Source organism: Micromonospora sp. NPDC003776, assembly GCF_053605645.1.
This window is the reverse complement of record NZ_JBSGJR010000299.1, coordinates 1-8,147: the sequence shown is the minus strand read 5'-3', so window position 1 is coordinate 8,147 and position 8,147 is coordinate 1. Positions and strand designations below refer to the sequence as shown.

7 protein-coding genes are annotated in these 8,147 nt (G+C 69.7%); 2 read left to right on the top strand and 5 right to left on the bottom strand.

The genetic code is table 11. The annotated features are described in order from the left end of the window. Nucleotides 1-112 precede the first annotated feature (112 nt). The 5 genes from ACWEVO_RS22410 to ACWEVO_RS22390 form a co-directional block, all read right to left on the bottom strand. Nucleotides 113-1,138, bottom strand: a complete 1,026-nt coding sequence (locus tag ACWEVO_RS22410) for an ABC transporter ATP-binding protein (RefSeq protein WP_452309482.1) — start codon at nt 1,136-1,138, stop codon at nt 113-115. Next, complete coding sequence (locus ACWEVO_RS22405) at nt 1,122-2,159, bottom strand: ABC transporter ATP-binding protein (protein WP_452309481.1); 1,038 nt, start codon at nt 2,157-2,159, stop codon at nt 1,122-1,124. Before ACWEVO_RS22405 ends, ACWEVO_RS22410 begins: the two co-directional genes overlap by 17 nt. Nucleotides 2,160-2,164: 5 nt before the next feature. Further along, nucleotides 2,165-3,076 carry an ABC transporter permease gene (locus ACWEVO_RS22400; RefSeq protein WP_452309480.1) on the bottom strand — a complete coding sequence of 304 codons (912 nt, stop codon included), beginning with the start codon at nt 3,074-3,076 and terminating at the stop codon, nt 2,165-2,167. Further along, nucleotides 3,069-4,007 carry an ABC transporter permease gene (locus ACWEVO_RS22395; protein ID WP_452309479.1) on the bottom strand — a complete coding sequence of 313 codons (939 nt, stop codon included), beginning with the start codon at nt 4,005-4,007 and terminating at the stop codon, nt 3,069-3,071. The genes ACWEVO_RS22400 and ACWEVO_RS22395 overlap by 8 nt, the downstream gene beginning before the upstream one ends. Nucleotides 4,008-4,095: 88 nt before the next feature. After that, nucleotides 4,096-5,694 (bottom strand): peptide ABC transporter substrate-binding protein, encoded by a 1,599-nt coding sequence (locus ACWEVO_RS22390; protein WP_452309478.1) that lies wholly within the window; start codon nt 5,692-5,694, stop codon nt 4,096-4,098. Nucleotides 5,695-6,106: 412 nt separating this feature from the next. Between ACWEVO_RS22390 and ACWEVO_RS22385 the strand changes: the two genes are divergently transcribed. Next, a complete protein-coding gene (locus tag ACWEVO_RS22385) occupies nt 6,107-6,970 on the top strand; it encodes a bifunctional methylenetetrahydrofolate dehydrogenase/methenyltetrahydrofolate cyclohydrolase (RefSeq protein WP_452309477.1) in 864 nt (287 codons plus the stop codon). A gap of 99 nt (nt 6,971-7,069) precedes the next feature. Next, nucleotides 7,070-8,020 (top strand): malate dehydrogenase, encoded by a 951-nt coding sequence (gene mdh, locus ACWEVO_RS22380; protein WP_452309476.1) that lies wholly within the window; start codon nt 7,070-7,072, stop codon nt 8,018-8,020. The last annotated feature ends 127 nt before the right edge of the window (nt 8,021-8,147 follow it).

The following is an 8,147-nucleotide window of genomic DNA, read 5'->3' as shown; positions in this document are numbered from 1 at the left end:
CGTCGGCGGCGTGGCGGCGGGGGCGCGCCCCCCCCCGCGGGCGGGGCGGGGGGGGCGGGGGTGTCGGGCGGGCCCCCGCCAAAACGTTTGGCGTTGAGCAGGGGCCCCACTTTCACGCGGGGCGTACCTCGGCGAAGTGGCAGGCCGAGGGGTGCGGGTCGGCGGCGCGGAGCACCGCGTGCGGCTCCTGCGTGGCGCAGATGTCCTGCGCCTTCCAGCACCGGGTGCGGAACCGGCAGCCGGACGGCGGGTCGGCCGGGCTCGGCACGTCGCCGGTGAGCCGGATGATGTTCCGGTCCGCCCGGGCGTCCGGGTCGGGCACCGGCACCGCCGAGAGCAGCGCCTGGGTGTACGGGTGAGTGGCCCGCTCGTAGATCTCCTGCTCGGTGCCGATCTCGACGATCTTGCCGAGGTACATCACCGCGACGCGGTCGGAGATGTGCCGCACCACCGACAGGTCGTGCGCGATGAAGATGTACGACAGCCCGAACTCGTCCTGGAGCTGCTCCAGCAGGTTGATCACCTGGGCCTGGATGGAGACGTCGAGGGCGGACACCGGCTCGTCGCAGACGATGATCTCCGGCCGCAGGGCGAGCGCCCGGGCGATACCGATGCGCTGCCGCTGGCCGCCGGAGAACTGGTGCGGGTACCGGTTGATGTGCTCCGGGTTCAGCCCCACCACGTCCAGCAGTTCCCGCACCCGCTGCCGCTTGCTGCCCTTCGGCGCTGCCTCCGGGTGGATGTCGAACGGCTCGCCGATGATGTCGCCGACCGTCATCCGCGGGTTCAGCGAGGTGTACGGGTCCTGCATCACCATCTGCATGTTCCGGCGCAGGCGGCGCAGCTCCGACCCCTTCGCCTTGAACAGGTCCCGGCCCTCCAGGCTGGCCCGGCCGGCGGTCGGCGTCTCCAGCCGCATGAGCAGCCGGGCCAGCGTCGACTTGCCGCAGCCGGACTCGCCGACCACACCGAGCGTCTCGCCCCGGCGCAGCTCGAAGCTGACCCCGTCGACGGCCTTGACCGCGCCGGTCTGCTTCTTCAACAGCACGCCCTGGCTGATCGGGAAGTGCTTGACCAGGTTGTCGACGGAGAGGATGGTCTCGCCGCGGACCTTGGTCGGGCTAGCGGGCGCTGTCATCACGGACCTCCTGCGCGAAGTGGCACGCGCTGGTCCGGCCGTCGCCGAGGACCAGGTCGTGCGGCACCTCGTCCACGCAGACCTGCTGCGCGTACGGGCACCGGGGGTGGAACGGGCAGCCGGAGGGGATCCGCATCAGGTTCGGCGGCAGCCCCTTGATCGTCGAGAGCGCCTGCCCGCGTACGTCCAGCCGCGGGATCGACTCCAGCAGCCCCTTCGTGTACGGGTGGGCGGGCGCCCGGTACAGCGAGCGCACGTCGGCGTGCTCGACGATCCGGCCGGCGTACATGACGGCGATCCGGTCCGCGACGCCGGCGACCACGCCGAGATCGTGGGTGATCAGGATCATCGCCATGTCCAGGTCGCGGCGCAGGTCGGCCAGCAGGTCCATGATCTGCGCCTGGACGGTGACGTCCAGCGCCGTGGTGGGCTCGTCGGCGATCAGCACCTTAGGGTCCAGGGCCAGCGCCATGGCGATCATGACGCGCTGCCGCATGCCGCCGGAGAACTGGTGCGGGTAGTCCCCGAGCCGCTTGGCCGCGGCCGGGATCTTCACCAGGTCCATCAGCTCGACGGCCCGCCGGCGGGCGTCGGCGCGGGACATCCCCGCGCGCTGGCGCAGCGTCTCGCCGATCTGCCAGCCGACCGGGAAGACCGGGTTCAACGCCGACAGCGCATCCTGGAAGATCATCGCGATCTCCTTGCCGCGCACCTGTCGGCGCTGCTCCTCGGACTGCGCCAGCAGGTCCCGGCCCTGGTAGAGGATCTGGCCGGAGCGGACGTGCGCCGGGGGAGTGTCCAGGATGCCCATGATCGCCTGGGCGGTCACCGACTTGCCGGAGCCGGACTCGCCGAGCACGGCCAGGGTCTCACCCGGGTCGAGGTGGTACGAGACCCCGTTGATCACCTTGGCCACGCCCTCCCGGGTGCGGAACTCGACGTGCAGGTCCCGTACCTCGAGCAGGTGGCCACCGGGCGGGGTGGGGGAGGCCGGCGTGGGCCGGACCGCGGACTGGGTCATGAGCGTCACCGGAGCTTCGGGTCGAAGGCGTCGCGGATCGCGTCGCCCAGCATGATGAAGGCGAGCACGGTCAGCGCCAGGAAGGCGGAGGGGACGACCAGCGGGGTCGCGGACTCGCGCATGTGCACCCGGCCGGCGTCGATGTCGATGCCCCACGAGATGGTCGGGGCCTTGAGGCCGATGCCGAGGAAGCTCAGCGTGGCCTCGGCCGCGATGAACGAGCCGAGCGCGATGGTGAGCACCACGATCGCCGGAGCGAGCGCGTTCGGCAGGATGTGCCGCCACATGATCCGGCCGTTGCCGGCGCCGAGCATCCGGGCCGCGGCCACGTAGTCCTGCTCCTTGGCGGTGATCACCGAGGAGCGGACCACCCGGGCCGCCGTGGTCCAGCCGAGCACCGCCAGCACGAAGATGACCGCGAAGAGGCGGACGTTGTCGCTGCTGGTGCTCACCCGCTTGAGCAGCACGATCGCGGCGAGCAGCAGCGGGATGCCGAGCACGATGTCGATCACCCGGGAGAGCACCGCGTCGATCCACCGGCCGAAGTAGCCGGCGAGCATCCCGACGACCAGCGCGATCACGCCGGTGAGCAGCGCGGAGAGCGCGCCCACCAGGAGCGATGCGCGCGCCCCGTAGACCGACCGGGCGTACGTGTCGCAGCCCTGGAAGTCGTACCCGAAGATGGCCCCGCCGGACGGCCCGGCGTGCTGGCGGGAGAGCACGCAGTCGCGCGGGTCGTTGGCGGTGAACAGCGACGGCACCGCGGCCATCGCGGCGACCAGCACGACCAGCGTCAGGCTGATCCAGAAGATCGGGTTGCGGCGCAGGTCGCGCCAGGCGTCGCCGGCCAGGCTGCGCGGCTTCTGGGCCGCGGTGGCCGGGGCCTCCGTGGCCGCCACGGTAGCGAGATCACTCATAGCGGATCCTCGGGTCGAGTACGGCGTACAGGACGTCCACCACCAGGTTGGAGACGAGGTAGACCACGACCAGCACGCTGACGATGCCCACCACCAGCGGGCCGTCCTCGGTGCGGATGCCGCGGAACAGGTTGAAGCCGATACCGGGGATGTTGAACACGCCCTCGGTGATGATCGCGCCGCTCATCAGGTTGCCCAGCTCGACGCCGAGGAAGGTGACCACCGGGATGAGCGAGTTGCGCAGCACGTGCACGCTGACGATCCGCCGCTTGACCAGGCCCTTGGACCGGGCGGTGCGGACGTAGTCGGCGCGCAGGTTCTCCGCCACCGAGGTACGGGTCAACCGCAGCGCGGTGGCCAGCGAGAGCGAGCCGAGCACGATGCCGGGCAGCAGCAGCGCGTACAGGTCCGGCTCGGCGCCGGCGGTCGGCGGGAAGAGCTGCCACTTCACGCCGAGGAGGTACTGGGCCAGCGGGGCGAGCACGATGGTCGGGATGCCGAGCACCAGCAGGGTGAGCACCAGGGTCGAGTTGTCGAAGACGCCGGCCCGTCGGATACCGGCGATGACCCCGGCGGTTACCCCGAAGACGACCGTCACGGCCATCGCGATCAGCGCGAGCTTCACGGTTACCGGCCAGGCGGCGGCGAGGATGTCGCCGATCTGCCGTCCGGTCAGCGACTGTCCCAGGTCACCCTGGAGCAGGTTCCTGAGGTAGTCGAAGTAGCGGTAGAAGAAGCCGCCGACGCCGGTCGCGTCCAGGTGGTACTTCTCGGTCAGGTATGCCCGCTGGGCGGCGGTGACGGGGCGTTCACCCGCGAGCGCCTGGATGGGGTCGCCCTGGCCGGCGAACATCAGCGCGTAGACGATCAGGGTGGTCCCGAAGAAGGCGAGGACCATCTGGAGTAGTCGCCGCAGAACAAAGCGGAACATACTGGAGTCTCTCTACAAAGGGGCGAAGGGTTGCCGGCCCGCGGGTCGGGCCACCGGTGGGTGACCCGACCCGTTCGGCACGGGGGTGTTACTTGACGGCCTCGATCTTCAGCAGGTTGACCCGGTCGAAGAGGTCCACCTCGACGTTCTTGACCTTGGTCGAGTGGCCGAAGTTGTTCTGGCCGTACCGGAGCGGGATCACCGGCATGTCCTGGGCCAGGAGGTCCTCCGCCGCCTGGTACTTCTTGATCGCCTCGTCCTGCGTCGGGGCGCTGGCCCCCTCGGCGAGCAGCTTGTCGAACTGCGGGTTGCTGTAGCCGTAGTAGTTCGACGAGCCGTTGGTGCTGTACAGCGGGCCGAGGTAGTTCTCCATGGACGGGTAGTCCATGACCCAGCCCATTCGGAACAGGCCCACCGGCTGCTTCTGCTTGAGCTTGGTCAGCAGGTCCGCGAACTTCGGCTCGGCGGTGCCGACGCACTCCACGCCCAGGTTGGCCTTGAGCTGGTTGCAGGTGGCGTCGATCCAGTCCTTGTGGCCGCCGTCGCCGTTGTAGGACAGCTCGATCTTCTTCGGGCCGCCCGCGGCCTCGTACATGGCCTTGGCCTTGGCCGGGTCGAACTCACCGGCGGCGCCGATGGTGTCGTCCCGGTAGCCGGCGACCACCGGCGAGACGAACGAGCGGGCCGGCTGCTGCGAGCCCTTGAAGATCGACTTCGTGATCTCCTCCCGGTCGATCGCCATCGAGATGGCCTTGCGCACCTCGGGCTTGCTGAACTCCTTCTGGAAGGTCGGGAAGGCCAGCACCTGGAGCGACGAGGCGGGGCTCTGCTGGAACCGGTCACCGAGGTCGGTCGCCGCGGTGGAAAGGTTCTCGGTCGGGATCTCCTTGATCACGTCCAGGTTGTCCGACAGCACGTCCGCGTACGCGGCCGTCATCTGCTGGTAGATCCGGAACTCCACGCCGTGCACCTTGGGCTGCTGGCCGGGGAAGGCGTCGTACTTCTCCACCTCGACCTTGGCGTCGTGCTGCCAGCTGCCCTTCATCTTGAACGGGCCCTGGCCGATCGGCGCCTGCTCGTAGCCGTCGGCGAGCACGCCGGGGGCGGAGAAGGCCGCCTTGGGCAGCGGGTAGAAGGCGGTGTAGCCGAGCATCGACTTGAAGTCGACGTACGGCTGGGCGAGCGTCACCGTGAAGGTCAGGTCGTCGACCTTCTTCAGGCCGGTCAGCGCCTTCGCCTTCGGCTTCTCGCCCTGCAGGTCCGCGTAGCCGGCGATCTTCTCGAAGAAGTAGCTCGAGTTCTGGCCGTTCGGGGCGTACGCGCCGTAGTTCCAGGCGTCGATGTAGTTGTCGGCGGTGACCTGCTCGCCGTTGTGGAAGGTGTAGCCGGGCTTCAGCTTGATCGTCCAGACCTTGTTGTCCGACGTCGTCACCGACTCCGCCGCCACCTCGTGGGGCTTGTTCGCCTCGTCGTAGTCGACCAGCGGGCTGAACAGGGCGGCCAGCACCTGCGAGCCGCTCGTCTCGTTGGTGTTGGTCGGGACCAGGTGCTGCGGCTCGGCGATCTCGATCCGCACGGCCGCGTTGGGGTCGCTCTTGCCGCCACTGCCGCCCGAGCCGCAGGCCGCGAGGCCCAGGGTCACCGCGAGCGGGAGGGCGGTCCAGGCAGCGAGCCTACGAACACGCATGGGGGCTCCTCATCTCCTCACGCTGCGCAGTCAAGCCCGGCGCTGGGTAACGCTGCGCAACGAGCGGCAACGGTAGGTCACGATCGGCGGTTTCAGCAACGAGAGCGTCGCGATGCGATAACGGAGTGGGGGGCGGAACTTGTCAGGCTGGCGATGTCCTGCTACGTGCAAGCGCCATCATCGCTGCTCAACGCCGATTTCCGGCTTGCCCGACCGGGCCTCGATAGCCGTCTGGGTGCGGCCGCGCGCTTGCTCGCCTGCTGTCCGCTCCGCCCCGGTTGATCATTTGCTGTCCGGCCCGGCCTGTGGGAAATTCCACAGGAGGTAACTCTCGGTGACCAAAGCCACGTAACAGATCGTCACCATTGCCCGTCGTCGTTCCCGGCGGCGCAGGCCGTGAGACGATCCAAGCGTGACGGCGACGATCCTGGACGGCAAGGCGACCGCGGCGGAGATCAAGGACGAGTTGCGGGCGCGGGTCAAGGCGCTGGCCGAGCGGGGCATCGTCCCCGGCCTCGGCACGGTCCTGGTCGGCGCGGATCCGGGCTCCCAGGCGTACGTCAACGGCAAGCACCGGGACTGCGCCGAGGTGGGCATCGCCTCGATCCGCCGCGAGCTGCCCGCCGACGCCACCCAGGAGCAGCTCGACGCCATCCTCACCGAGCTGAACGCCGACCCGGCCTGCCACGGCTACATCGTCCAGCTCCCGCTCCCCGGCCAGCTGGACACCCAGCGGGCGCTGGAGATGATCGACCCGGCCAAGGACGCCGACGGCCTGCACCCAGTCAATCTGGGCCGCCTCGTCCTCGGCTACGACGCGCCGCTGCCCTGCACCCCGCGCGGCATCGTCGAGCTGCTGCGCCGGCACGACGTCGGGCTCAGCGGCGCCAAGGTGGCGGTGGTCGGCCGGGGCAACACCGTGGGCCGGCCGCTGGGCCTGCTGCTCACCCGGCGCAGCGAGAACGCCACCGTCACCCTCTGCCACACCGGCACGCTGGACCTGGCCGCGCACACCCGCGAGGCGGACATCGTCATCGTCGCCGCCGGGGTGCCCGGGCTGCTCACCGCCGACATGGTCACCCCCGGCGCCACCGTGGTCGACGTCGGCATCACCCGGGTGATCGGCGCCGACGGCAAGGGCCGCTACACCGGCGACGTCGACCCCGAGGTGGCGGAGGTGGCGGGCAAGCTGGTGCCGATGCCCGGCGGGGTCGGCCCGATGACCCGCGCCATGCTGCTCACCAACGTGGTCGAGCGGGCCGAGCGGCAGGACTGACCACCCGAGCGGGTCATAACCGTCCGCCCCTGGCCTGAACGGTGCCAGGATGGCTGATACGGTCCGGAAAACCGACTGGTATCAGGGAGTGGGACGACCATGGGTAAGAAGGTCACTGTCGTCGGGGCCGGCTTCTACGGCTCCACCACCGCGCAGCGCCTGGCCGAGTACGACGTCTTCGACACCGTCGTGATCACCGACATCGTGGAGGGCAAGCCCGCGGGCATCGCGCTGGACCTCAACCAGTCGCGCCCGGTCGAGGGCTTCGAGACCAAGGTCGTCGGCGTCACCACCGGCCCCAACGGCGAGGGCTACGAGGCCATCGAGGGCTCGGACGTCGTCGTCATCACCGCCGGCCTGCCCCGCAAGCCGGGCATGAGCCGGATGGACCTGCTGGAGACCAACGCCAAGATCGTCCGCCAGGTCTCCGAGAACGTCGCCAAGTACGCCCCGAACGCCGTCGTCATCGTCGTCTCCAACCCGCTCGACGAGATGACCGCCCTGGCCCAGCTCGCCACCCAGTTCCCGAAGAACCGAGTGCTCGGCCAGGCAGGCATGCTGGACACCGCCCGGTTCACCAACTTCGTCGCCGAGGCGCTGAACGTACCGGTCAAGTCGGTGAAGACGCTGACCCTGGGCTCGCACGGCGACACCATGGTCCCGGTCCCGTCGAAGAGCACGGTGAACGGCAAGCCGCTGCGCGACGCCATGCCGGCCGCCCAGATCGAGGAGCTGGTCGTCAAGACCCGTAACGGTGGCGCCGAGGTCGTCGCGCTGCTGAAGACCGGCTCGGCGTACTACGCCCCGTCGGCCGCCGCCGCCCGGATGGCCAAGGCCGTGGCCGAGGACTCCGGCGACGTCATGCCGGTCTGCGCCTGGGTCGACGGCGAGTACGGCATCTCCGGCGTCTACCTGGGCGTCGAGGCCCAGATCGGCCGTGAGGGCGTCAAGCGGGTCGTCGAGACGGACCTGGACGCCGACGAGCTGGCCAGCCTCAAGGCGGCCGCCGAGGCCGTCCGCGCCAAGCAGGCCGACGTCGCCAACATGTGACCCCGTGACACCCGTGAAAGGGCGGGCCGGCACCGCCCTTGTGGACAGAGGAAAAGATCTTGGAAGGAAGTGGCCCCTCAAGGGGTCCTTTCCTTCCAAGATCTCAAACGGCGTTACTCCGTCGAGG